General features: G+C 67.2%; 20 protein-coding genes. 4 read left to right on the forward strand and 16 right to left on the reverse strand.

Going from position 1 to position 22611, the window contains the following annotated elements:
- Positions 1 to 296: 296 nt before the first annotated feature.
- Genes mltB through IP92_RS03490 form a run of 4 tightly spaced genes read right to left on the reverse strand, consistent with a single transcriptional unit; the run spans position 297 to position 5318 of the window.
- Complete coding sequence (gene mltB, locus IP92_RS03475) at positions 297 to 1421, reverse strand: lytic murein transglycosylase B (protein WP_145873097.1); 1125 nt, start codon at positions 1419 to 1421, stop codon at positions 297 to 299.
- Positions 1418 to 3424 carry a transglutaminase TgpA family protein gene (locus IP92_RS03480; RefSeq protein WP_145873098.1) on the reverse strand — a complete coding sequence of 669 codons (2007 nt, stop codon included), beginning with the start codon at positions 3422 to 3424 and terminating at the stop codon, positions 1418 to 1420. Before IP92_RS03480 ends, mltB begins: the two co-directional genes overlap by 4 nt.
- Positions 3421 to 4395 (reverse strand): DUF58 domain-containing protein, encoded by a 975-nt coding sequence (locus tag IP92_RS03485; protein WP_145873099.1) that lies wholly within the window; start codon positions 4393 to 4395, stop codon positions 3421 to 3423. The genes IP92_RS03480 and IP92_RS03485 overlap by 4 nt, the downstream gene beginning before the upstream one ends.
- A 2-nt stretch (positions 4396 to 4397) precedes the next feature.
- A complete protein-coding gene (locus IP92_RS03490) occupies positions 4398 to 5318 on the reverse strand; it encodes an AAA family ATPase (protein WP_145873100.1) in 921 nt (306 codons plus the stop codon).
- A gap of 106 nt (positions 5319 to 5424) precedes the next feature.
- Between IP92_RS03490 and IP92_RS03495 the strand changes: the two genes are divergently transcribed.
- Positions 5425 to 6351 carry a histone deacetylase family protein gene (locus IP92_RS03495; protein ID WP_145873101.1) on the forward strand — a complete coding sequence of 309 codons (927 nt, stop codon included), beginning with the start codon at positions 5425 to 5427 and terminating at the stop codon, positions 6349 to 6351.
- On the opposite strand, the gene IP92_RS03500 is transcribed toward IP92_RS03495, so the two are convergent.
- Positions 6348 to 7043 carry a hypothetical protein gene (locus IP92_RS03500; protein ID WP_145873102.1) on the reverse strand — a complete coding sequence of 232 codons (696 nt, stop codon included), beginning with the start codon at positions 7041 to 7043 and terminating at the stop codon, positions 6348 to 6350. The two genes, IP92_RS03495 and IP92_RS03500, sit on opposite strands and share 4 nt — an antisense overlap.
- A 119-nt stretch (positions 7044 to 7162) precedes the next feature.
- Here IP92_RS03500 and ylqF point away from each other — a divergent pair, with 119 nt between their 5' ends.
- Positions 7163 to 8110, forward strand: coding sequence for a ribosome biogenesis GTPase YlqF (gene ylqF / locus IP92_RS03505; protein WP_145873103.1), 948 nt, complete (start codon positions 7163 to 7165; stop codon positions 8108 to 8110).
- A gap of 132 nt (positions 8111 to 8242) precedes the next feature.
- Here ylqF and IP92_RS03510 read toward each other — a convergent pair whose 3' ends face one another.
- From IP92_RS03510 to IP92_RS03520, 3 genes are all read right to left on the reverse strand, one after another.
- The gene (locus IP92_RS03510) at positions 8243 to 9040 is read right to left on the reverse strand and encodes a DODA-type extradiol aromatic ring-opening family dioxygenase (protein ID WP_145873104.1); all 798 of its coding nucleotides are present in this window, start codon (positions 9038 to 9040) and stop codon (positions 8243 to 8245) included.
- Between the two features lie 85 nt (positions 9041 to 9125).
- Positions 9126 to 9995 (reverse strand): hypothetical protein, encoded by an 870-nt coding sequence (locus IP92_RS03515; RefSeq protein WP_145873105.1) that lies wholly within the window; start codon positions 9993 to 9995, stop codon positions 9126 to 9128.
- A complete protein-coding gene (locus IP92_RS03520) occupies positions 9992 to 12109 on the reverse strand; it encodes a M1 family metallopeptidase (protein WP_145873106.1) in 2118 nt (705 codons plus the stop codon). The genes IP92_RS03515 and IP92_RS03520 overlap by 4 nt, the downstream gene beginning before the upstream one ends.
- Positions 12110 to 12292: 183 nt before the next feature.
- Here IP92_RS03520 and IP92_RS03525 point away from each other — a divergent pair, with 183 nt between their 5' ends.
- Together IP92_RS03525 and IP92_RS03530 are read left to right on the forward strand one after the other, a co-directional pair.
- On the forward strand, positions 12293 to 12940 hold the full coding sequence (locus IP92_RS03525; protein WP_229418598.1) for a thiol:disulfide interchange protein DsbA/DsbL: 648 nt from the start codon (positions 12293 to 12295) through the stop codon (positions 12938 to 12940).
- A 13-nt stretch (positions 12941 to 12953) separates the two neighbouring features.
- Positions 12954 to 13265 carry a hypothetical protein gene (locus tag IP92_RS03530; RefSeq protein WP_199271817.1) on the forward strand — a complete coding sequence of 104 codons (312 nt, stop codon included), beginning with the start codon at positions 12954 to 12956 and terminating at the stop codon, positions 13263 to 13265.
- A 115-nt stretch (positions 13266 to 13380) separates the two neighbouring features.
- Here IP92_RS03530 and IP92_RS03535 read toward each other — a convergent pair whose 3' ends face one another.
- The 8 genes from IP92_RS03535 to IP92_RS03570 form a co-directional block, all read right to left on the reverse strand.
- A complete protein-coding gene (locus IP92_RS03535; RefSeq protein WP_145873107.1) occupies positions 13381 to 13719 on the reverse strand; it encodes a hypothetical protein in 339 nt (112 codons plus the stop codon).
- A 63-nt stretch (positions 13720 to 13782) separates the two neighbouring features.
- The gene (locus IP92_RS03540) at positions 13783 to 14121 is read right to left on the reverse strand and encodes a type II toxin-antitoxin system RelE/ParE family toxin (RefSeq protein ID WP_145873108.1); all 339 of its coding nucleotides are present in this window, start codon (positions 14119 to 14121) and stop codon (positions 13783 to 13785) included.
- Positions 14118 to 14408, reverse strand: a complete 291-nt coding sequence (locus tag IP92_RS03545; protein WP_145873109.1) for a type II toxin-antitoxin system Phd/YefM family antitoxin — start codon at positions 14406 to 14408, stop codon at positions 14118 to 14120. Before IP92_RS03545 ends, IP92_RS03540 begins: the two co-directional genes overlap by 4 nt.
- Positions 14409 to 14472: 64 nt before the next feature.
- Positions 14473 to 16872 carry a glycoside hydrolase family 3 N-terminal domain-containing protein gene (locus IP92_RS03550; RefSeq protein ID WP_145873110.1) on the reverse strand — a complete coding sequence of 800 codons (2400 nt, stop codon included), beginning with the start codon at positions 16870 to 16872 and terminating at the stop codon, positions 14473 to 14475.
- A gap of 47 nt (positions 16873 to 16919) precedes the next feature.
- Positions 16920 to 18062, reverse strand: coding sequence for a sugar ABC transporter permease (locus tag IP92_RS03555; RefSeq protein ID WP_145873111.1), 1143 nt, complete (start codon positions 18060 to 18062; stop codon positions 16920 to 16922).
- A gap of 8 nt (positions 18063 to 18070) precedes the next feature.
- A complete protein-coding gene (gene xylG, locus IP92_RS03560; protein WP_145873112.1) occupies positions 18071 to 19600 on the reverse strand; it encodes a D-xylose ABC transporter ATP-binding protein in 1530 nt (509 codons plus the stop codon).
- 47 nt (positions 19601 to 19647) lie between these two features.
- Positions 19648 to 20646 (reverse strand): D-xylose ABC transporter substrate-binding protein, encoded by a 999-nt coding sequence (xylF, locus tag IP92_RS03565; RefSeq protein ID WP_145873113.1) that lies wholly within the window; start codon positions 20644 to 20646, stop codon positions 19648 to 19650.
- Between the two features lie 198 nt (positions 20647 to 20844).
- Positions 20845 to 22611 (reverse strand): IlvD/Edd family dehydratase, encoded by a 1767-nt coding sequence (locus tag IP92_RS03570; RefSeq protein WP_145873114.1) that lies wholly within the window; start codon positions 22609 to 22611, stop codon positions 20845 to 20847.

A 22611-nucleotide genomic window follows, 5' to 3' on the forward strand; every position in this document is an offset into this window, starting at 1 on the left:
GCAATCTCATACTCACGAGCAATAAAAAAATATTGCCTGATGAGGTTGCCGTTGTCCTATCGCAACAATTGGTGAGAATTCTACCCTAGTTTTTGTGGTAGATAAACGGGCGCGGCTTTGTCAAACGTGCAAGGTTAAGTGTAATATAAAACTTCGCACGAAAGCTGCCCTAAAAGCAACAGTGTGCAAACGTGCAATACGGACACATTACATTCTTATAAGAAATATTGCAAGTCCGCTTACCCTTCCTTACAACTGTAGTCGCCGCTGTCAGCTGGCGCCGTCAGTTCGCGCCGTCAGTTGGCGCCGCGTGACAGCCGGACCGCGCGGCCCAGCTCGACGACGGACATCGCATAGAAATAGCTGCGGTTGTACTGCGTGATCGCGTAGAAGTTATTGCTCGCTACCCAGTATTCGGTAGGCTCCGAGCCGTTCTGCAAATCCACGAGGCCGTACAGCATGCCCGGTGGCAAGGGGGAGGTGGTGACGACCCCGGCTGCCGTCAAGTCTTCCGGCCGGAATTTCGCTTCCAGGCCGCCGGTGAGGTAGGTTTCCCATGCGCGCGACGGCGACACGGTGGCGGGGTAGACGAGCGCGCCCGGCTGCTCGCGGTGCCAGCCGTGGCCGACGAGGAAGGCGGCCACGCTGCCGATCGCATCGGCGGCGGAATTGCGCAGGTCGATGCGGCCGTCGCCGTCGAAGTCGACGGCATACTTCAGGATATTGCTCGGCATGAATTGCGGCATGCCGACGGCGCCCGCGAACGAGCCTTGCAGCGACAGCGGATCGATGCCGGCCTGGCGGGCGTACAGCAGCGTCGCCTCCAGCTCGTCGCGGAAGAACGCCATGCGCGCCTCGCGGTTCGGCGCCAGCGGATAGGCGAACGCCAGGGTCGTCAGCGTGTCGACGACGCGGAAGCGCCCCGTGTCGCGGCCATAGATCGTTTCCACGCCGATCAGGCCGACCAGCGTTTCAGCCGGCACGCCATACAGCGCCTCGGCGCGCGCCAGCGCGTCCGCGTTCTCGTTCCAGAACCGCACGCCCGCATTGACGCGGATCGGCTCGATGAAGCGGCTGCTGTAGACGGACCAGTTCTTCGGCTTGCCGGGCGGCGCCGGCTTGACGAGCTGGACCACCGAATCCAGGTAGCGCACATTGCTGAACAGGCTGTCCAGCTCTGCACGGGAAAAGCCGTGTTTCGCGACCATGTCGCCAGCGAATTGCTGCACTTCCTTCCACTGGTTGTAGTTGACGAACTCGCCCGTGTAGTAGTCGCTGGCGGGCGCAGCGGCTTTCTTGGCGGGCTTCTTCGTCTTCTTGGTTTTGGTGGACGTAGGCGCGGCCAGCGCGTCGGCGGGCAGCATGCTCGTTGCGGCGACGGTGGCAGCCAGCAACAGGGCGATCAGGGATTTGCGTTTCATCGTGACAGGCTCAGCAGTTTGACCAGCCGGCGGGCCGACCGTGTTCGTTCTTCAAAGTCCAGCGCGCGGTAGCGCAACGCGCCATACAGTTCCAGGAATTCGGCCATCGCGGCCTTCTTGTGCTCCGGCAGGGAGAGTGCACGTACGCGGCGCAGCAGGCTGTGCGGCCCCTCGTCGGGAGCGGGCCGGACGCCGTGCCGGGCCAGGATCGCGCCGAAGCGCTCCCACGCATCCTGCACCGGATCGCGCCGGCGCTGCCGGCGTACGGCGTACCACAGCCATCCCAGCAGGCCGATCGCCAGCGCGGCGGCGGCGGAGCGCCAGCTGCCGAATGTTGTCGATAGTGCCGTAAGGAAATTTCTCTGCCGTTCGGGATTGTAATCCAGCACCCATTGATTCCAAGCATTATTTGCCGCATTTGCATGAAATCGCAGTCGCGAAAACCACGAATCCTTATCGCTCTGTAAAGCGGCCAGCCCGGCAAGGCCGAACGGCGCCGGTTGCGGCAGCGCCTGGCCGATGCCGAGCCGCACCCGGTCCGGCGCCACGGCCGCCGTCGGATCGACGCGCTGCCAGCCGATGCCGTCCAGCCAGACCTCGGCCCACGCGTGGGCATCGGACTGGCGCACCGTCAGGTAGCGGTCGACGGGATTCAGCTCGCCGCCCTGGTAGCCGGTGACGACGCGGGCGGGAATGCCGGCCGCCCGCATCAGGAACACGAACGCGCCGGCGTAGTGCTCGCAAAAGCCCTGCCGCGTGCGGAACAGGAATTCGTCGACGGCATGGTGCCCCAGCAGCGGCGGCTGCAGCGTGTAGATGAAGCCCTGCGTGCGAAAGACCTTCAGGGCGGTGTCGATCACGTCCCGGTCCGCCTTGCCGGCGCGGGTGCGCAGCATCCGGCCCAGCTCGCGCGTGGCGGGATTGAAGCCGGGCGGCAGTTCCAGCCACTTGCCCGTTAGCGCCGGATCGAGGGCCGGCTGCACCGCGTAGTCGGGGTAGGCCTGGGCGCGGTAGCGCACCCGCTGCATCAGTGGGCGCAGCGTGAAGCTTTCCAGTTCGTCGGAGACGCCGACCCGTTCGCCCGGCACAGCCAGCGCCGGCGGCGTCAGTTCCAGCGTGAACAGGTAGCGCCGGCCGCTCGGCTCCAGCGTCAGTTCGTAGGGCGCCGGCGCGCCGCCGACGCGCAACGTCATCGCATCGCCGTCGCGGCGGTACAGCCGCCCGCCGATGCGGCTCCACGTGCGGCCGTCGTAATGGCTCAGCACCACGCCGCGCCAGTACAGCCGTTCCTGGCCCGGCGCGGCGCCGTCGAAGCGCACCCGGAACGCCACTTCCTCGGACATCGCGATATTGGCCATCGTGCCGGGCGCCATCGTGTCGGAGATGCCGGTGTGCGCGCCGTGCGCGTCGCCGGGCAGGCCCCACAGCGGCCCCTGGATGCGCGGGAAGACGACGAACAGCACGGCCGCCAGCGGCGCGGCCAGCGCGAACAGGCCGGCCGCCGCGCGCAGGCGGCGCCGCAGCGGCGGCACCGTGCCCGTGTACTGGAACGTGATCTGGGCCGTCAGCAGCACGACCAGCGTGACCGCCATCGCCAGGCCGGCGAAGATGCTTTGCGTGTAGAAGAAATTCGTCAGCATCAGGAAGAAGCTGAGGAACAGCACCACGTACAGGTCGCGCTTGGCGTGCATCTCGAGGAGCTTGAATGCCAGCAGCAGCGCCAGCATCGCCACGCCGGGATCGCGGCCCAGCAAGGTGCCGTACGATTGCGCGACGCCGGCCATCGCCAGCAGCGCGACGGGCAGCAGCAGCCAGACGGGCGGCAGGCGGCGCCCGCGCAAGGTCAGGAGCGTGCGCCACAGCAGCGTCACGCAGATCGCCGCGCTTGCCCACCACGGCAGGTGGCCGAAGTGGGGCGCGATGACGAGCAGCGCGGCGCCGACCAGCAGCAGCGTGTCCTGCTTGTCGCGGGTCAGCTCGCCCAGCCTGCCGAGGGCCTTCATCCGAACGCCTCCGAACCGTACAGTGCCAGTGCCTGCAGGCAGGCGGCGCGGTGCGCGTCGCCAAGGCCGGCGGGGTAGTGGTGGTGGCCGAGCCGGAATGCGTACGGCAGCATGCGCAGCTCCGCTTCCAGCACCCAGCGCGTCATGCGGGCCAGCCGCGTCTCGACGTCGAGCCAGGGCGGCAGCACCGCGAAGTCGAGCAGCAGCTCCGCCACGGCGCCGCCTTCGAAATGCTTGGTGACGAGCTGGCCGCCGTCGTCAAGCGCCAGGCGTGCGATGTGGCGCCAGGCCAGGTGACGCATCGGGTCACCCGGCTGGTAGCTGCGGATGCCGGCGAAATTGTCCAGGCCCACTTCGCCATGGCCTTCCTCGCTGGCCGCGCCGCGCATCGGCAGCGGCTGGGCGGGCGTTTCCGGCTGCGGGTAGACGAGCACGCGCAGATCGGGCTGCCACCAGCTCCACGCGCGGAACAGGCCCAGCGGAAAGTGCGTCTCGAGGCGGATGCGCGGCGCAACCAGCCAGCCGCGCGCCAGCGTCGGCAGCGCCAGCACGACGGCGGCGCTGCCATGCGCCGGCACGTCCGTCGCGTGGTCGGCGCCGGCGGTGTCGAAGCGCACGCGGATCGCGTACCGGTCGGCGGCTCCCGCATTGTGCAGGCGGATCTCGAACTGCGCCGGTTCGCCGGCGAACACGGGAGCGGCGCGGCCGCCGGCCAGGCGCAGGTGCGCCAGGTTCTTCACCGTCAGCACCATGTCGGCAAGCGCGCACGACGCCGCGAAGAACGTCAGCGCGAAGCCCAGTCCCAGCACGTAGTTGGTGGCGCCGACCAGCATCAGCACGAGCAGGCCGGCGAACGCGAAGCCGGCGCGGGCCGGCAGGATGTAGACGCGGCGCAGCGTGAGCAGCACGGCGCCGTCGCGCGACTTGCGGCGCTCGGGCCGGAACAGGCGGCGCCAGAAGACTTCCAGCATCGCTAGACCGGCACGGCCTTCTGCAGCTGCAGCACGAGCTCGCGGCTGGCCAGCGCGGCCCCCTGGCTCGACTTCACGGGCCGCAGCCGGTGGGCGCAAACGGGCACCAGCACCGCCTGCACGTCCTCGGGGATCACATGGTCGCGCCCCTCCAGTGCGGCCCACGCGCGCGCCGCCTGCACCAGCGCCAGCGCGGCGCGCGGCGACAGGCCTTCGGCAAACGAGCCGTTCTGGCGCGATGCCAGCACCAGCGCATGCACGTAGTCGATCAGCGCGCCCGACGTGTGGATCTGCCGCAGCGCGCGCTGGGCGGTGGCCAGTTCGACCGGCGTCATCGCGGCCGGCAGCGTCTTCAGCATCGCGCGGCGGTCCTCGCCGGCCAGCAGCGCGCGCTCCGCGGCGGGGTCGGGATAGCCCAGCGTGAGGCACATCAGGAAGCGGTCCAGCTGCGACTCGGGCAGCGGGAACGTGCCGATCTGGTGGGTGGGATTCTGCGTGGCGATCACGAAGAACGGCTCGGGCAGCGGGCGCGTGACGCCGTCCGCCGTGACCTGGCGTTCCTCCATCGCTTCGAGCAGGCCGGACTGCGTCTTCGGCGTGGCGCGGTTGATTTCGTCGGCCAGCAGCACCTGCGTGAAGATCGGACCCGGGTGGAACACGAAGGCGTTCTTTTCCCGTTCATAGATCGAGATGCCGGCCACGTCGGCCGGCAGCAGGTCGCTGGTGAATTGCACGCGGTTGAACCGCAGGCCCAGCGAGATCGCCAGCGCATGCGACAGCGTCGTCTTGCCGACGCCGGGCATGTCTTCCAGCAGCAGGTGGCCGCCGGCCAGCAGGCACGTCAGCGCCTGCCGGATCTGTTCGTCCTTGCCGACGATGAGGCTGCCCACCTGCCGCGCGACCGCGTGCAATTTTGTGTACATAGTGTCTGCTATAGTTGCCCCTGATGCGGGCCATTCTACCCTGCATGGAAAACGATTTGATACGATTGATGCGGTACAGAAACCAGCCGACGCCGCCACGAGCCACATGAGCACAGCCATCTACAGCCATCCCGATTGCCAGCGTCACGAAATGGGGGAGTGGCATCCCGAATCGCCGGCGCGCCTGCAGGCGATCGCCGACCAGCTGATCAACGCGCACATCGACGGCCTGCTCGACCATCGCGAGGCGCCGCTGGCCGACCTGGCCGACATCGCCCGCAACCACACGCCGAACGCGATCGCGATCGTGCGCAGCCAGCCGCACGAAGGCGAGGACTACTACCCGATCGATGGCGACACGTGCCTGAACCGGCACAGCTGGACGGCTGCGCTGCGGGCCGCCGGCGCGGCCGTGGCGGCCACCGATGCCGTGATCGACGGCGCCATCGACAACGCGTTCTGCGCCGTGCGCCCGCCGGGCCACCATGCGCGGCGCAGCGCGCCGATGGGCTTCTGCCTGTTCAACAACGTGGCGATCGCCGCGCGCCACGCGCTTGACGTGCGCGGCTTGCAGCGTGTTGCGATCATCGACTTCGACGTCCATCACGGTAACGGCACCGAGGAAGCGTTCGACGGCGACGGGCGCGTGCTGATGACGAGCTTCTACCAGCACCCGTTCTATCCGTACACGGACCCGCTGCCGGTCACGCCGAACCGCGTCAACGTGCCGGTGCCGATGGGGACGAAGGGCGACGTGGTGCGCCAGCTCGTCGAGGAACAATGGCTGCCGGCGCTGCACCGTTTCAAGCCGGAGATGATCTTCATCTCGGCCGGCTTCGATGCGCACCGCGAGGACGACATGGGCGGCATGGGCCTCGTCGAAGCGGATTACGCGTGGATGACGGAGCAGGCGGTGGCGATCGCCAAACTGTATGCGAAGGGCCGCATCGTCAGCTGCCTGGAAGGGGGCTACAACCTGTCGGCGCTGGGCCGCAGCGTGGTGGCCCATGTGAAAGCGCTGGCCGAAATCTAATCGGCCTGGAATTCGACCAGGGCGTCGTCGCTCCACGAGCGGTCGGCCAGCGGCGGGTTGAACACGCGGCGCTGGTGGCGGTGCACGGGGATCGCTTCGCGGCGCGTGCCTTCGCGCAGCCAGGCGGCGCGCAGCGGCGCCGGTGCCTCGAATGCCATGTGCATCACAGGCGACACACACGGCCCGCCGCCGGCACCCAGCGCGGCGCGCGCCTGCTGCGGCAGGTCCTGCTGCTCGATCGCCCACTGCACCGCGCATTGCACGCGCAGGTCGCCCAGCCGGCGCGCGTTGGCGGGTATGCCGGGCGTGCGCACATCCGGGCGCCAGCGGAACGAATTGCGCTTCTTGTTCAGCACCAGGCCAGCGTGGTCCTGCAGCGCGGCGGCACTGCGCGGCAGCACGAAGCCGCCGTCCGCGTCGAGCGGCACCGGCACGGTCACCAGGTCGCCGGCGATCTTCAGTTCCAGGCCGGCCAGCGTGTCGTCCTTCGTCGCGGGGCGCAGCAGGAAGCGCAGCGTGGCGGCCGGCGCATGCTTGCGCTGGGCGTCGAACGCGTCCAGGCCCTTGACCATCGTCGCGTAGGGCTTCAATTCCGGATCGCGCACCGTGGAGACTTCGACGACGGGTTGCGCGGACGCGGTGGCGACGGCGACGGTGGCAAGGACGGGCAGGCAGGCGAGGAGGGCTTTCATCGGGCGGGAAGGCTTGGGCAAAAGGCAAATGGTAACAGCGCGCAGGCGGAGCTGCCGCGGCGGCCGGCGCCATACCCGTTAAAATAGCGGATTGTTCCAGATATTCAGAAGGTTACAGCATGTCCATTCAATGGTTCCCCGGGCACATGAACGCCGCCAAGAAAAAGGCGGCCGAGCAGATGGCGGACGTCGACGTCGTCATCGAAGTCGTCGACGCGCGCCTGCCGGCGGCCAGCACGAACCCGATCGTCGAGGAACTGCGCAAGTTCCGCTCGCGGCCGTGCCTGAAGGTGCTGAACAAGATCGACCTGGCCGACCCGGAGGCGACCAATGCGTGGATCCGCCACTTCGAGCAGGACAAGACGGTGACGGCGTACGCGATGACGACGAAGAAGCCGTCCGACGTGGCGAAGGTGATCGACAAGGCGCGCGCGCTGGCGCCGCACCGCGGCGTGCCGACCAAGCCGCTGCGAATGATGATCATGGGGATTCCGAACGTCGGCAAGTCCACGCTGATGAACGCACTGTTGAAGCGCCGCGTCGCGAAGGTGGGCGACGAGCCGGCCGTGACGAAGACGCAGCAGAAGATCTACCTGGACCTGAACACGGCGATCATCGACACGCCGGGCCTGCTGTGGCCGAAGATCGAAATGCCGAGCGACGGCCTGGCGCTGGCCGCCAGCCACGCGATCGGCGCCAACGCGCTGATCGAGGAAGAGGTGGCGGAATGGCTCGCCACCGAACTGCTGGCGCGCTACCCGCAACTGCTGACGGCGCGCTACGGCTTCAAGACGGACGGCATGGACGGCATCGCCGTCGTCGAAGGCGTCGCGCAGAAGCGCGGCTACCGCATCCGCGGCGGCGACTGGGACTACGAAAAGGCGTCGCACATGCTGCTGCAGGACTACCGCAGCGGCGCACTGGGCCGCATCTCGCTGGAAACCCCGGAAACCCGCGCCGCCGCCCTGGCCGCCCACCTGGAAGCGGAACGCATCAAGGCCGAACAGGCCGCGCAGAAGGCAGCCGAGAAGGAAGCCGAGCGGATGCGCGGCAAGCGGGGGACCTGAACGCCAACGGCCGAGTTCGTGTCCACCGTGGGGTCAACCCCGAAATCGGACACAAGCTCATCAATAGCTGGCGTACTGTAGAGCCCGTGTCCGAAAACGGGGTTGACCCCCGGGTGGACACGAGCTGTGCCGTCAGCCGAACCGGAAACTGGTGACGGCCAGCGCGCCGAAGAAGTCGTCCTCGTGGTAGACCACCGTGGCCGGTGCCTCCTCGGCGGCACCCAGCGCCACCATCATCGGCAGCAGGTGTTCTTCGCGCGGGTGGGCGGCGCGGGCGGATGGGGCTTGTTCCCAGTTTGCCAGCGCCAGCGCGCGTTCTGCCGGCGGCAGCGCCATCGCTTGACGCAGCCAGCCGTCGAACTGGTGCGACGCGGCCGCGCCGGCGCCGTTGAAGGCGCGCAGGTTGTGGTAGCTGAGGCCGCTGCCGACGATCAGCACGCCCTGTTCGCGCAGCGGCCGCAGTGCGCGCCCGGCCGCCAGGTGCTGCTGGGGATCGAGGCCGCGCTGCAGCGACAGCTGCACGATCGGCACGTCCGCATCCGGGAACACGGGATACAGCGCCGAGAACGTGCCGTGGTCGAAGCCGCGCTGCGCGTCCAGGTCGGCCGCGATGCCGGCTTGCGCCAGCAGCTCCCGCGCCTGCGCGGCCAGTTCCGGCGAGCCCGGTGCCGGGTAGCGGATCTGGTACGTGTGCGGCGGGAAGCCGCCGTAGTCGTAGATCATGCCGGGTTGTGCGCCGGACGACAGCAGGAACTGCGCGCCTTCCCAATGCGCCGTCACGGCCAGCACGGCGCGCGGCTTGCCGCCGAGCTGGCGGGGGATGTCACGCAGCGACGCTTCCAGCACGTCGTAGGCGCTGCCGAATTCGGTCTTCATCCACGGCCACGGGCCGCCGCCGTGCGACAGGAAATAGGTGGGCAAACTGGTCATGCGGGACTCCTGATGTATCAGTCACGACTATATGGCGTTCCCGCGCGCCGGCACAATCCCGAAAATCTCGATACTGATGTTCGATTCAATGCAGGTGCGGCGGACCGTCCAGCCGCTGCGCCAGCGCGATCAACGCGAACAGCCGGGCGGCGCGCATCCAGCCGAGCGCCAGCACCACCAGTTGGGCCAGCAGCACGGCGCCAAGCGTGCCGGCCGCCCCCAGCGCCGGCACTTGCACCCGCGCCGCGCCGAGCAGCGCGGCTAGCAGCAGGCCCGCCACCGTCGGCACCAGCCACGCCAGCAGCACGCCGCCCGGCCGCTGCCACAGCAGCCGCAAGCCGTGCCACCAGGCCGGCACGGCGTGCGTCCGGCGCCGGTCCACTGCCAGCACGGTGCGGCCCAGGTCCAGGGTCAGGTTCGCGAACACCATCGCCAGCGCCGCGACGACGGCGGCAGCCACTTCCCATGGATACGCGGCGCTGTACACGATGGCCTCGCGGGCATGTTCGAACGACGCGTCGGCCAGCGCCGTGCCCAGCGCGGCCAGCGCCGTCAACGGCACCAGGCCCCAGGCCAGCATCCGCAGCATGCGCGGGTACAGTTCGCACGCGCCGCCCACCAGCGCGCGCCAGCCGGGCGGTTCGGCGGCACGCGCGGCGGTGACGGCCGCACCGGTCAGCAGCGGCGACAGCAGCAACGTCAGCACGACGGCGCCGACGCCGCCCGTCGTCAGCGCGTCCGCGTTGCGCCGCAGTGCGCTGCCGAGGTCCGCGATCGCCACCATGTCGAGCGCCCGCGCCAGCGCCGCGACGTGCACGGTATGGTCCAGCTCCGCCGCCAACGTCAGCCACACGGGCAGCGCCATCAGCAGCGCCGGCAGCAGCAGGCAGCCCAGCCACATCAGCAGCAGCCGCCATTGCGCCGCGGCGCGCATCGCTTGCAGCATCGGCTTCATACGGCCGCCACCAATGCCAGCAGCGCTTGCACGATGGCGGCGAAGTCCAGCGTCCAGCGCCGCGTCGCCGCATCGTCGGCGGCGACGGTGCGGCTGTCGTCCAGCTTGTTCACGTCGAGCAGGTGGCGGCGTGCCGGGTCCAGCTGGGCCGACACGGCGCGCGCCGGCCGCACCCAGTCGAAGCGCCGCCACCGCTCGGTGCCGTTCCATTGCACGGTTGCGCTGCTGCCGTCGGCGAAGCGCACGACCAGCGTCTGCGGCACGGCCGCGCCGCGGCGCTGCACGATAACCGTCGTCCGGTACGGGAACGGCCCGGCCCCGCGCGCATGCGGATGCTGTGCCTTCCATTGCTCGCGCAGCCGTTCTTCCCGTTCGCCCACCTCATCCCAGCCGACGCCATGGCCGGCCAGCGGCGTCATTTCGGTGCTGACGATGCGCTCGATGCGGTCGTCCACCGGCTGCGCGCCATACACCTGCTGGGCGAACACCGCCTCGACGAGGCCGCGCTGCCCGCTGACCTCGGCCAGCACCTCGCGCAGGTCGGCCACGCTCGGGTGGCGGAACTTCCACCGCTCGTAGTAGACCCGGAACGCCCGCTCCATCGTCGCCTTGCCCAGTTGCGCCTCCAGGTCGTGCAGCATCACGGCCGTGCGCGAATAGACGGGCCCCACGCCCAGCAGGCGGTGCCACGCGTTCTGGCCCAGCGGGTCGGCCGGTTCCGGGCGCGGCATGTCGAAGCGCTCGCCGGGGAAGCCGGCAAACGAGTACGCACCGCCGGCATACAGCAGCGACGCCCACACCGACGGCGACGCCGGGTGCGGCCCCAGCATCCGCGTGTTCCAGTATTCGTTCAAGCCCTCGTCGAGCATCGGCTCCTCGAACTCGTTGCTGGCCAGGATGCCGTAGAAATAGCTGTGCGCGAATTCGTGCACGGTGACGAAGTCCAGGTCGTAACGCGCGCGCGTGCCGGGCGCCGGGTCCTCGATGCTGTCGACCGTGATGAAGGTCGGGTACTCCATGCTGCCCGCATGGGGCGCATTGAACGGCGGGACGACGACGGTCAGCGTGCCGTAGGGGTAGGGGCCCAGCATGCGTTGGAAGTAGTCCAGCGATCGGCGCGTCATCTGCAGCACCGGCTGCGCGTTCGACGCGTACTCGGGCGGGTACAGCACGGTGATCGCGACGGGCGTCGTACCGGGCGCCGTCCACGTGTCGCGCAGCGGCGCGGCGGTGCGACTGTCCGCCGTCCACGCGAAGTCGTGCACGTCGCCCTGCACGTAATGGTGCGTGACGCGGCCGGCCGCTTCCACGGGCTGGCCCTGCAACGCGCCCGTCGCACCGACCGTGTACCCCTTCGGCACCGTCAGCTTCACGTCGTAGTGGCCGAAGTCGGCGTAGTACTCGGAGTCCGTGTGATATTCGTGCACGTTCCAGCGCGGCGCCGTGGCGCCCCGTTCGCCCGGCAGTTCCAGCACGCCGATCTTCGGGAACCATTGCACCACCAGGTGAAACGTGCCGAACCAGCCGGTGCGCGCCGTCACCTTCGGCAGCTGGTCGAAGAAGGCGATGTCGAGCGTCGTGCTGCCGCCGGCGGGCACGGCCTGCGGCAGGTCCAGGCGCACGACGGTGCGGTCGGTGGCCGGGCCGCCGTCCGGTTGCACGAACGTCCATGGCACGGCGCGCCCCGCCTGGCGCACGTGGCGCAGGTCGATATAGCCCCATTCGCCGTCGGCCATGCCGTCGTTCAGGCCCTGCGCACGCAGCTCCGTGTTGAACGTGCTGTCGCCATTGCGGAACGCGTTCAGGTACAGGTGCAGGTAGACGCTGCGGACGGCCTGGCTGCTGCGGTTGCGCCAGGTGAGCTGCTGGCGGCCCTCCACCGTGTGGCGCACCGGATCCAGCGTCGCTTCGATGCGGTAGTCGGCCACGCGCTCGGCCAGCGTCGCCTCCTTGCCCGTGCGCGGGCCACCCCAGGCGGCGGGGCTGCTGGGCACCGTGACGGCGGCCGCATCGCTGCCGGCAAGGGGAATCGCCGGCGCGCCGTCTTGGGCGAACGTGGACAGGGCGGCCAGCGCCGCCACCGTCAGGACCACCAGGGTGTGCACTGCGCGCATGCCGCTCCTCGCTGACTGGACAGGGGACACTATAGCGACCGCGATGCCATTCGGGCAACCGCTTTGACGTCCCGTTTGCCGCTTAAGCGCACCTTAATCCCGCCCAACGCTGCTTACGTTGGCGCAAAAAATGGTAATCTCGCGGCGTTCGACATTTCAACGTCCCAACCAAGAAGGAAGATCATGCGTTTTCTGCGCCTCATGCTTGCCGCCACCGCCCTGCTGGGCTTCACCGCCACGTCGCAGGCTGCCGCTCCTGGCTACCAGACCCTGTCCACTCCCGTGCCGGTGACGGCGCAGGGCAAGAAGGTCGAGGTCATCGAGTTCTTCATGTACACGTGCCCGCACTGCTACGCGCTCGATCCGCTGCTGGAGGAATGGGTCAAGAAGCAGGGCGACAAGATCGTGTTCCGCCGCCTGCACTTCGCGCAAGGCCCGACCGATCCGCTGGCGCACGCGTACGTGACGCTGGAAGCGATGGGCCAGACGGAGCTCGTGCACACGAAGATCCTGCGTGCGATCCATGGCGAGCGCCAGCGCATCTACCGTTCCGACGACGACCTGAAGGCTTTCCTGTTCAAGAACGGCATCGACAAGGCCCGCTACGAACAATCCTTTAATTCCTTCGGTGTGCAGACTAAGATGAAGCAGTTGCCCGGCCTGATCACGAAGTACCAGGTCACGTCCGCGCCGACGCTCGTCGTCGATGGCCGCTACATGACGTCGCCGTCGCTGGCCGGTTCGCCGGGCACGAGCGAGGCGCAGGCCGGCCGTGACACGATCGCCGTGCTCGACCAGCTTGTCGCAAAGGCGGCGGCGGAGAAGAAGTAACCGAGGAAGCATCATGACGGATCGTGAAGAAGGCATCATGAAGATGTACGACGCGCTGGAGCCGGACGAAAAGCGGCTGTTCAGCGTCAGCAACGTCAACCATCTCGCATGGAGCCTGGTGGTCTTGCTGCTCGTGTTGGCCGGCTGGCTGGCCACGGCGCTAGTCAATGCCGAGAACCAGCGCAACGCGCTGATGACGAGGCAATGCCAGGACCGCGTGTTCAAGGAGGAGGTCGACAAGACGTGCCTCCTGACCGTCCACTCGCGCGAGCACTGGTGGCAGCACCTCAGCTATGCGCTGGGGCATCTGTCGCCGGAGAAGTAAGACAACAACAAGCCCGCACCGCGGGCTTTTCGTTTTTGGCAGTGCGTCAGGTTGTTGCACCCCAAATGCAAAATCTTGGGTCGGACCCGACGGGTCCGACCTTGGCGCGCCGGCTTCACGCGACCGTATCGATGCGCGTCGTCTGTTTGGCGGAAGCCTCCTCCATCTGCTGCTGCACCAGCTCCCGCAGCTTGGCCTCGACGCCCTTGCGCTCCTCCGGCGACATGCCGGCCACGTCGTCCTCCGTCAGCCCCAGCTTCTTCAGCAGGTCCGCGCGCATGCGCTGCTCGGGCGTCATCTTGACGTAATCCTCCAGCTCCTGGGCCGCCGTCTTCGGCGCCGCGCCCGTGGCCTGGCTCAGCGCGTCGGCGAAGCTGCCTTTCGCACCGCTGGTCTTCGTGGTGTTGGGGATGATCGAGGTGTTGCGCAGCGCGCTGATCGGGTCTGTTGCCATCGTCGTTCCTTTGCGGTTGTTTGACGAAGAGTCACAGCGGAGGGACGCGGAAAAGCCAGGCGGTTACAGGCGCATCAGCCGCTTGTAGAGCAGGGACTGGAAATCCTGGTTGCCGCTGTAGACCATGTGGATCGTGATGGACTGCGCATCGTCGTCGATCTCGTACAGGACTTTCGTATGGGTGTCGTGCACGAGCACCCGGAAGGTCGCGATGCCCAGCCGGGTCAACTCCGGCGGGACGATGCCCATGTGCGGCTGGGTGGCCAGCAGCTCCAGCTTGTCCATCAGGGCGGCGTACGCGTCATCGGCCACCGCGTCGCCCCAGCGGTAGCGCACGTAGTCGATGCGCTCGACGATGTCGTCCTCCGCGGCCGCCAGGATGGCGACGGCGTACCCGCTCACGCTTCCTTCCGCCGGCGCGCCAGCACGCGCTGGTTCAGGTCTTCACGCGCCGCGGAGAGCGGCCTGACATCGCCTTTGTCGGCTTGCCGCTTGCCCAGCTGGATCAGCTTCAGCAGGGCATTGGTTTCCTGCGTCTGGTAGTACTCTTCCATGCTGACGCACACGAACGAGGGCACGCCGTTCTGCGTGATCACGACCGTCGAGGCATTTTCCGCCACTTCGCGGGCCACGTCGGCCGTGTTGGTCTTCAGGTAGGAAATCGGGCGGTAGGTCTTGGCGACGTCCATGATGCCTCCGGTAGGGTGGTACTAAATTCAGACAGAATTCAGTATAGCATGAGCGTCTTGAGCGTCAACCTTTGTCCACCAGTAACTTCGCCGACTTCAGCCGCACGCTGTCCGGCCCGGTGTGAATCGTGAAGCTGCCGGGTTCCACGACGCGCCGCATGTCGACGTTGTAGAACGCCAGGTCGGCCGGCCGGATGTCGAACGCCACCGTCTTCTTCTCGCCCGGTGCCAATGTCACGCGGCGGAACGCCTTCAGCTCCAGCACGGGGCGGGTCACGGACGACACGTCGTCGCGGATGTACAGCTGCACCACCTCGTCGCCCGGCACGGCACCGGTGTTCGTCACGTCGACCTCGACCCGCGTGCTCTCGTCCGGCCGGATCGTGGCCTTGGCGAGGCGCGGTGCCGAGATGTCGAACGTCGTGTACGACAGGCCGAAGCCGAACGGGAACAAAGGCTTGGTGCTGCCGTCGATGTAGCCGCGCCGCGCGGAAGGCTTGTGGTTGTAGAAGATCGGCAGCTGACCCACATGGCGGGCAAAGGACACGGGCAGTTTGCCGCCCGGGTTCACGCGGCCGAACAGCACGTCCGCCGCCGCGTTGCCCGTTTCCTGGCCCAGGTACCAGCCTTCGACGATCGCGTCGGCCCGCTCGGCGACCAGGTTGATCGACATCGGCCGGCCGTTCAGCAGGAACACGACGGTCGGCTTGCCGAGCTCGAAGATCGCCCTGGCCAGGTCGTTCTGCTGGCCCAGCAGGTCCAGCGTGGCGCGGTCGCCAAGGTGCGTGTCGGCCCATGCTTCGCGGCTCGTCTGTTCGTTGTCGCCGAGGACCAGCACGATCGTGTCCGCCGCCTTCGCTGCCTGCACGGCCTCGGCGATCAGCCGGGCGTTGACTTCCGGCGCCGTCCAGCGGATCTCGTCCTTGCCCCAGATGCGTTCCTCGGTGATGCGCACGCCTTCGCGGTAGTCGAACGCGAAGCCCTGCGCCTTGGCCTCGGCTTGCAACGCATCGTGGATCGACACCACGTGGCGTGGCACGTCGGAGTAGCCGCCGATCGGCGTGTCCTTCGCGTGGGTGCCGAGCAGCAGCAGCTTGCCGACCTTGCTGGCCTTCAGCGGCAGTACGCCCTTGTCGTTCTTCAGCAGCACCACGGAGCGGCCCGCCGCCTCGCGCGCCAGCGCCACGGCATCCGGCGTCGCCGTCAGGCTGTCGGCACGGGCCGCGTCGCAATAGGGGTTCTCGAACAGGCCCGCGTCGAACTTCAGCGCCAGGATGCGGCGCACGATCGTATCGATCTCCTGCACGGAGACCTTGCCTTCCTTGACCAGTTCCGCGAGGTGCCGGTAGCCGTGGCCGTCCGGCGTTTCGATGTCGACACCGGCCTTCACCGCGTAATAGCCCGCTTCCTTCGGCGTCGCGGCCAGGTGGTGGCGGGTGACGAGTTCCTTGATGCCCATGTAGTCGGACACCATCACGCCCTTGAAGCCCCATTCCTTGCGGGCGACCGTTTCCAGCATCCACCGGTTCGCGTGCGACGGCACGCCACCGATCTCGTTATACGACGGCATGATGGCGGCGACGTTCGTCTCGCGCACGAGGCGCTCGAACGGCGGGAAGAACTCCTCGCGCAGCGTCCGTTCGCTGACCTCCGCCGGGCCGATGTTCGTGCCCGATTCCGGCTGGCCGTGGCCCGTCATGTGCTTCAGGGTCGCGTACACCTTGTCGGCGGCGAGCTTGCGCCCGGTGCCGGAAAAGCCGATGACGGCGCCCTTGCCGATCTCGGTGGACAGGTGCGGGTCTTCACCGTACGTCTCCTCGATACGGCCCCAGCGCGGCTCGCGCGCCACGTCGACGACGGGGGCCAGCGCGAAGTTCGCGCCCCGTGCCCGCATTTCGCGCGCCGCCACGGCAAAGACTTTCGTCACGAGATCGGGATCGAACGACGATGCCAGGCCGATCGCCTGCGGGAACGACGTCGCGTCGCGCGCCGCGTAACCGTGCAGCGCTTCCTCGTGCAGGAACAGCGGGATGCCCAGGCGCGTCTGCTCCAGCGCCCATTTCTGCACCGCGTTCGAGTAGGCCGCCGTCTCGGCCGCATTGCGGTTCGGCCGGGCGCCGTCGTCGCCGGCCGCGGCGGCTCCGCCGGCATCGGACTTGCCCTGCCGGTCCGACGGGCGGGCCAGCATGCCCAGGCCGTGCGGATAGACTTGTGACGCCTTGGCGGCCGAAAATGCGCCGTTGTCCTCGATCTTGCCCTTGCCGCTCCACACGCAATCCATCTGCGCGATCTTCTCTTCCAAGGTCATGCGCTTCATCAGGTCGTCGACCCGCCTGGCTGTCGGTGCCGCAGGGTCCTTGTACAGCGGCCGGCCTGGTGCGGCCAGCGCCAAGGTGGGCAAGGTGGCGGCGGCGCCCGCGGTCGCGAGGAATTTGCGGCGGCCCTGGTTCGTCTCGTCGTGCATCGTGTCTCCGTTATTTTTTATGTCGTGCGCAAGCGCGGGGCGGTGCGTCAGCGGCGGCCGGTACGCGTGGCGACGTCGACCCAGACCGCCAGCGTCAGGATGGCGCCCTTGACGATCATCTGCCAGTACGTGTCCACGTCCAGCATCGACATGCCGTTGTCCAGGCTCGCCATCACGAGCGCGCCGATCAGCGCGCCGTACACGGTGCCCGAGCCGCCGCGCATCGACGTGCCGCCGATGAAGCAGGCGGCGATCGCATCGAGTTCGCCCGACGTGCCGGCCGATGGCGCACCTGCCGCGAGGCGAGCCGTGTTGATCAAGCCGGCGAGGGCGCACATCAGGCCCATGATCCCGAAGATCCACAGCTTGACGGCTTTGACGTTGATGCCGGACAGGCGCGTCGCTTCCATGTTCGAGCCGACCGCGTAGATGCGGCGCCCGAACACGGTCTGCGTCGTCATGTAGGTAAAGATGCCCAGCAGTGCGAGCAGCAGCAGTACCGGCAGCGGAATGCCTTCATAGCTGTTCAGCGTCGTCACGAAAGCGGCAAGGGCCGCGGCGATGATCGCCAGGCGCAGCCCGTCGCGCCACATCGGCGCCTGTTCCAGGCCGTGATGCGCGCGGCTGCGGCGCTGCCGCCACGTCAGGTAGACGGCCACCGCGAACAGCGCCACGCACAGCATGACGCCCCATTGCGGCGGCAGGTAGCCCTGGCCGATGTAGACGAAGTTGTCCGACACGGGCGCGATCGTCACGCCGCCCGTCACGCCCAGCAGGATGCCCCGATACGCCAGCATGCCGCCCAGGCCGACGATGAACGACGGGATATGCAGGTAGGCCGTCAGATAGCCATTGAACAGGCCAATGAACAGCCCGACGGCCAGCACGGCGAGCATGTTGACGGGCAGGCCCATGCCGTGCGTGACGTCGAGCACGGCCGCGATGCCGCCCAGGAGACCGAGCAGTGAACCGACCGACAGGTCGATCTCGCCGGCGATGATCACCAGCGACATGCCGCAGGCCAGGATGCCGGTGACGGCCATCTGCCGCATCAGGTTCGACATATTGCGCGGCGTGAGGAAGCCGCCTTCCGTCATCCACGTGAAGAAGCCCCAGATCAGCACGATCGCGACCAGCAGGGCCAGCATCTTGTATTGCGTGAACAGCTTTTTGAACTGGTTGTTTTTCATGGTGTGTTTCAGTGCAGGGGTTGCGCCAGCGCGGCGGCCAGCAACTTTTCCTGCGTGAGGTTGTCGTTGACGAAGTCGCCGCGCAACTGGCCTTCGCCGATCACGAGCACGCGGTCCGATACGCCCAGCACTTCCTGCAGCTCGGACGAGACCATGATGATCGAGATCCCTTCCGCCGCCAGGTTCAGCATCAACTGGTAGATCTCGAACTTCGCGCCCACGTCCACGCCGCGCGTGGGTTCGTCGAGGATCAGGATCTTCGGTTTCGTCAGCAGCATCTTCGACAGCACGGCCTTCTGCTGGTTGCCGCCGGAGAGGCCGGTGATCGGCAGGAACGGGCTCGCCGTCTTCAGCTTCAGCCGGCCGATCTCTGCGCGGATCACCTTCAGTTCCTCATCCTGGTCGATGCGGGCATCGTGGGAAAACTGCCGCAGCACGGCCATCGTCATGTTCTGGCCCACCGACAGGTCGGGCACGATGCCGTGGTGCTTGCGGTCTTCCGGTACCATCGCCAGGCCCGTGCGGATCGACTTCAACGGACTGCCGGTATCCCAGCGCTGGCCTTCGTACAGCACCTGCGCCTGATACGGCCCCTGATACGAACCGAAGATGGCGGAGACAAGTTCCGTGCGCCCCGCGCCGACAAGGCCCGCGATGCCGAGGATCTCGCCGCGCCGTAGCGTGAACGACACGTCGTCGACGCGCTTGCGTTGCGGGTTGTCGGCATCCCAGCACGTCACGTTGCGCGCCTCGAACACCACTTCGCCCGGCGTGTGCGTGCGGGGAGGGTAGAGCTGGTTCATCTCGCGGCCCACCATCTGCGCGATGATCTTTTCCACGCTCATCTCGCGCATCGGTGTCGTGGCGATGTGCTGGCCGTCGCGGATCGTCACGATCGTGTCGCAGATCGCCTCGATCTCGTCGAGCTTGTGCGAGATGTAGATGCAGGTGACGCCCTTGGCTTTCAGCTGGTGGATGATGCCCAGCAGGATGCGGATCTCGGACGTCGTCAGCGACGACGACGGCTCGTCCAGGATCAGCAGCCGGGCGTTCTTGTTCAGCGCCTTGGCGATCTCGATCAGTTGCTGGTGGCCGCCGCCGTACTGCTTCACGGGCAGCACCACGTTGACGTCGCGGATGTTCAGTTCGGCCAGCAGTTCGACGGCGCGGCGGTTCATCGCATCGTAGTCGAGCCGCCCGCCCGGCAGCGTGATCTCGTTCCCGAGGAAGATGTTCTCCGTGACGGACAGCTCCGGCACCAGCATCAGTTCCTGGTGGATGATGACGATGCCGGCAGCCTCAGTCTCGCGGATGGACGTGGCCTGCAGCGGCGCGCCATCCCACAGGATCTCGCCGCTGTAGGTACCGTGCGGGTAAACGCCCGACAGCACCTTCATCAGCGTGGACTTGCCCGCGCCGTTCTCGCCGCACAGGCCGACGCATTCGCCGGCCTTCACCTTGATGTCGATACCGTTCAGCGCGCGGACACCGTCGAACTCCTTGACGATGCCGCGCATCTCCAGAAGATACTCGCTCATGCTCATTTGCGTACAATCATTTGCGTGCAATCATTTGCGTGCAACCATCAGTTCGCGGTCAGCTGGGCCTTTGAGTAGAAGCCGTCGTCGGCCAGCACCTGCACGTTGGCTTTCGTCAGCGGAATGGGTTTCAGCAGCAGCGTCGGGACCTGCTTCGTGCCGTTGTTGTACTGCGAGTTGAACGCGGGCTTCTCGTTGCGCACCAGCTGCACGGAGAGCTTGGCTGCCTCGGTGGCGATCAGCTTCAGCGGCTTGTAGACGGTCATCGCCTGCGTGCCGGCGATCACGCGCTTGACGGCGGCGAGGTCCGCATCCTGGCCGGACACGGGCACCTTGCCCTGCAGCCTCTGGGCCGTCAGGGCCTGGATCGCGCCGCCGGCCGTCGCGTCGTTCGACGCGACGACGGCATCGATCTTGTTGTTGTTCGCGGTCAGCGCGTTCTCGATGATGGCCATCGCCTCGGAAGCGCTCCAGTCCTTGACCCACTGCTTGCCGACGACCTTGATGTCGCCCTTGTCGATCAGCGGCTGCAGCACCTTCAGCTGGCCTTCGCGCAGCATCTTCGCATTGTTGTCCGTCGGCGCGCCGCCCAGCAGGTAGTAATTCCCCTTCGGCTTGATGGCCTTGATCGCCTCGGCCTGCAGCTCGCCCACCTTCTGGTTGTCGAACGAGATGTAGGCATCGACATCGGAGTTCAGGATCAGGCGGTCGTACGACACGACCTTGATCTTCGCCTTCTTCGCCTCGCGGATCGCGTTGTTCAGCACCGTGGCGTTGTACGGCACGATCACGAGCACGTCGACGCCGCGCGAGATCAGGTTCTCGATCTGCGAAATCTGGCGCTGCTCGCTGGCGTCGGCCGACTGCACGTACACCTTGGCGCCGAGGCGCTCGGCTTCCTTGACAAAATAATCGCGATCGCGCGTCCAGCGCTCGAGGCGCAGGTCGTCGATGCAGAAGCCGATCTTCGGATTTTTCGCGTCCGCCAGCGCGGCGGTGGAGGTGAGGGCGAGCAGGATGCTTGCGACTGCAATCTTGAACTTCATGTTTGTCTCCTAAGATGGTGGCCTGTGGCCTGTTGTTGTTATCTTTGGACTGCGATTGAATGCTTGCTTAGCTCATCGTATGCGTGACGGTATTGCTGTTTGAACCCAACGGCGGAAGTCGGGGTCAGACCCGCCGGGTCGGACCCCAGGGTTTGCTTTTGGGGTGAATGCATGCGGTTCGACCCGCACACGTTCGTTCTAGTGGTTATGCCGCGGCAGCACCGCGCCCACATTCCTGTACTCCAGCGCCAGCTCCATGCAAGCCCCGCTCTGCATCTGACCCACCGTGGACCGGTAGATCTCCTGCCACGGCGTCTGGCTCGGCGGTACCGGTGGGATGCCGTCGGCCTTGCGGCGCTCGATCTCGGCGTCGTCCACCAGCATGTTGGCGGTGCCGTTGTTCAGGTCGATGCGGATCGTGTCGCCCGTGCGGATCCATGCGAGGCCGCCGCCCACCGCCGATTCCGGCGACGCGTTCAGGATCGACGGGCTGTCCGACGTGCCGGACTGGCGGCCGTCGCCCAACGTCGGCAGGTTGTTGATGCCGCGCTTGATCAGCGCATCGGGCGGTTGCATGTTGACGACTTCGGCCGAGCCGGGCCAGCCGATCGGGCCGGCGCCGCGGATCACGAGGATGCAGTTCTCGTCGATGTTCAACGACGGGTCGTTGATCCGCTTGTGGTAATCGTCCGAGCCGTCGAACACGATGGCGCGGCATTCGAACACGCCCTCGTGGCCCGGCTGCTTCAGGTAGCGCTGGCGGAAGTCTTCCGAGATCACGGACGTCTTCATGATCGCGAAGTCGAACAGATTCCCGGACAGGACGAAGAAGCCCGCCTTTTCCTTCAGCGGCGCGTCGAACGGCCAGATCATCTCGCGGTCGTTGGTCTCGCGGCCGGCGAGGTTTTCCGCCATCGTCTTGCCCGTCACCGTCAGGCGCTGCGAGCGCAGCTTGCCTTTCTGCTCCAGTTCCCACATCACGGCCGGTACGCCGCCGGCACGGTGGAAGCGCTCGCCCAGGTATTTGCCGGACGGTTGCATGTTCAGCAGCAGCGGCACGTCGTGGCCGTACTTCATCCAGTCTTCCGTATGGATCTCGACGCCGGCATGGCGCGCCATCGCCATGATGTGCTGCTGCGCATTGGTCGAACCGCCGATCGCCGCGTTCGTGACGATCGCGTCGAGGAACGCGTCGCGCGTCAGGATCGCGGACGGGCGGATGTCCTGCTCGGCCAGCGCGACGATGCGGCGGCCCGTTTCATACGCCATCTGGCCCCGTTCGCGGTACGGCGCGGGAATCGCCGAGCAGCCCGTCAGCGACATGCCGAGCGCCTCGGCGATCGCGTTCATCGTCGATGCCGTGCCCATCGTGTTGCAGTGGCCGGCCGACGGTGCCGAGGCGGCCGCGATCTCGAGGAACTTCTCGTTGTCGATCTCGCCCGCAGCCAGGCGGCGGCGGCCTTTCCAGATCGCCGCGCCGGAGCCGACCAGCTCACCATCGAGCCAGCCGTCCAGCATCGGGCCGCCGGACAGCACGATGGCCGGGATGTCCACGGTGGCCGCGGCCATCAGCTGCGACGGTGTCGTCTTGTCGCAGCCCGTCGTCAGCACGACGGCGTCGATCGGATAGCCGTGCAGGATCTCGACCAGGCCCATATAGGCCAGGTTGCGGTCGATCGCGGCGGTGGGGCGGCGGCAGTTCTCGAAGATCGGATGCAGCGGGAATTCCATCGGAATGCCGCCCGCATCGCGGATGCCGTCGCGCACGCGCTTGGCCAGGTCCAGGTGGATGCGGTTGCATGGGCTGATGTCGCTGCCCGACTGGGCGATGCCGATGATCGGCTTGCCGCTGCGGAGTTCTTCCGGGGTGATCCCGTAATTCATGAAGCGCTCGAGATACAGCGCGGTCATGTCGATGTGGTCCGGATTGTCGAACCAGTCCTGCGATCGGTAACGGCGGGTCAT

The organism is Pseudoduganella flava (assembly GCF_007830495.1).
GTDB classification, from domain to species: domain Bacteria; phylum Pseudomonadota; class Gammaproteobacteria; order Burkholderiales; family Burkholderiaceae_D; genus Rugamonas; species Rugamonas flava.

Coding starts and splice junctions, on each gene's coding strand:
- mltB (WP_145873097.1), bottom strand. CDS start 1,421: ATGAAACGCAAATCCCTGATCGCCCTGTTGCTGGCTGCCACCGTCGCC.
- IP92_RS03480 (WP_145873098.1), bottom strand. CDS start 3,424: ATGAAGGCCCTCGGCAGGCTGGGCGAGCTGACCCGCGACAAGCAGGAC.
- IP92_RS03485 (WP_145873099.1), bottom strand. CDS start 4,395: ATGCTGGAAGTCTTCTGGCGCCGCCTGTTCCGGCCCGAGCGCCGCAAG.
- IP92_RS03490 (WP_145873100.1), bottom strand. CDS start 5,318: ATGTACACAAAATTGCACGCGGTCGCGCGGCAGGTGGGCAGCCTCATC.
- IP92_RS03495 (WP_145873101.1), top strand. CDS start 5,425: ATGAGCACAGCCATCTACAGCCATCCCGATTGCCAGCGTCACGAAATG.
- IP92_RS03500 (WP_145873102.1), bottom strand. CDS start 7,043: ATGAAAGCCCTCCTCGCCTGCCTGCCCGTCCTTGCCACCGTCGCCGTC.
- ylqF (WP_145873103.1), top strand. CDS start 7,163: ATGTCCATTCAATGGTTCCCCGGGCACATGAACGCCGCCAAGAAAAAG.
- IP92_RS03510 (WP_145873104.1), bottom strand. CDS start 9,040: ATGACCAGTTTGCCCACCTATTTCCTGTCGCACGGCGGCGGCCCGTGG.
- IP92_RS03515 (WP_145873105.1), bottom strand. CDS start 9,995: ATGAAGCCGATGCTGCAAGCGATGCGCGCCGCGGCGCAATGGCGGCTG.
- IP92_RS03520 (WP_145873106.1), bottom strand. CDS start 12,109: ATGCGCGCAGTGCACACCCTGGTGGTCCTGACGGTGGCGGCGCTGGCC.
- IP92_RS03525 (WP_229418598.1), top strand. CDS start 12,293: ATGCGTTTTCTGCGCCTCATGCTTGCCGCCACCGCCCTGCTGGGCTTC.
- IP92_RS03530 (WP_199271817.1), top strand. CDS start 12,954: ATGACGGATCGTGAAGAAGGCATCATGAAGATGTACGACGCGCTGGAG.
- IP92_RS03535 (WP_145873107.1), bottom strand. CDS start 13,719: ATGGCAACAGACCCGATCAGCGCGCTGCGCAACACCTCGATCATCCCC.
- IP92_RS03545 (WP_145873109.1), bottom strand. CDS start 14,408: ATGGACGTCGCCAAGACCTACCGCCCGATTTCCTACCTGAAGACCAAC.
- IP92_RS03550 (WP_145873110.1), bottom strand. CDS start 16,872: ATGCACGACGAGACGAACCAGGGCCGCCGCAAATTCCTCGCGACCGCG.
- IP92_RS03555 (WP_145873111.1), bottom strand. CDS start 18,062: ATGAAAAACAACCAGTTCAAAAAGCTGTTCACGCAATACAAGATGCTG.
- xylG (WP_145873112.1), bottom strand. CDS start 19,600: ATGAGCGAGTATCTTCTGGAGATGCGCGGCATCGTCAAGGAGTTCGAC.
- xylF (WP_145873113.1), bottom strand. CDS start 20,646: ATGAAGTTCAAGATTGCAGTCGCAAGCATCCTGCTCGCCCTCACCTCC.
- IP92_RS03570 (WP_145873114.1), bottom strand. CDS start 22,611: ATGACCCGCCGTTACCGATCGCAGGACTGGTTCGACAATCCGGACCAC.